This window comes from Vibrio sp. 704, from assembly GCF_033339295.1.
The window spans coordinates 1-1,052 of record NZ_JAWOUH010000127.1; the positions used below are offsets into that span (position 1 = coordinate 1).

The following is a 1,052-nucleotide window of genomic DNA, read 5'->3' on the forward strand; positions in this document are numbered from 1 at the left end:
GAACGTAAATGGCGTTTAAATCCAGAATCAATGAAGAACTACTACGTTCGTTCTGTGGATGGAAAAGCAGTACCACTTGGTAGCCTGATCACTATTGATGTTGTCGCCGAGCCTCGCTCACTGCCTCACTTCAACCAGCTGAACTCAGCAACCGTTGGTGCTGTACCATCGCCTGGCGCCGCAATGGGTGATGCAATTAACTGGTTCGAGGACGTAGCGCAGAACAAACTGCCTGCCGGTTACAACCACGACTACATGGGTGAAGCACGTCAGTTCGTGACGGAAGGTAGCGCGCTATACGCAACATTTGGTCTTGCGTTAGCCATCATCTTCTTGGTTCTTGCGATTCAATTCGAATCACTTCGTGACCCTATCGTTATCATGGTATCGGTACCGCTGGCGGTGTGTGGTGCGTTGATTGCGTTGGCATGGGGCACCGCCTCGATGAACATCTACTCGCAGGTAGGTCTGATTACATTGGTCGGCCTGATCACCAAACACGGTATCTTGATCTGTGAAGTAGCAAAAGAAGAGCAGCTGCACAACAAACTGTCTCGAATCGATGCAGTAATGGAGGCGGCGAAAGTGCGTCTTCGTCCAATTCTGATGACCACTGCGGCGATGATTGCCGGCCTTATCCCGCTAATGTACGCAACGGGTGCAGGCGCAGAGCAGCGCTTTAGTATCGGTATCGTAATCGTGGCTGGTTTGGCACTTGGTACGTTGTTCACACTATTCGTACTACCTGTGATTTACAGCTACTTAGCTGAAAAACACAAACCACTGCCAGTTTTTGTTGAAGATAAAGACTTGGAAAAGTTAGCTCGAGTTGATGAAGCGAAAGCAGCGCACCGCGAACTAGCAGAAAACAAATAAGCTCAAGAAGCTAAGAAAAAGGTCACTTCGGTGACCTTTTTTATTGCCGCTCTCTTTTTTACCATCTAAATGGCGACTTTCCCGTATCATTTACTTAGAATGTCGGCAAATCAAAAGGAGTTTTAGCCACTATGTTTGACCCAAAGAAATTAGAGCAAATTGCTAAACAAATTCAT

At 47.3% G+C, this 1,052-nt stretch carries 1 pseudogene; it reads left to right on the forward strand.

From position 1 onward, the window contains the following. Nucleotides 1-876, forward strand: a pseudogene (gene vmeD, locus R7R24_RS24915) (multidrug efflux RND transporter permease subunit VmeD); the annotation flags it as partial. Nucleotides 877-1,052 lie beyond the last annotated feature (176 nt).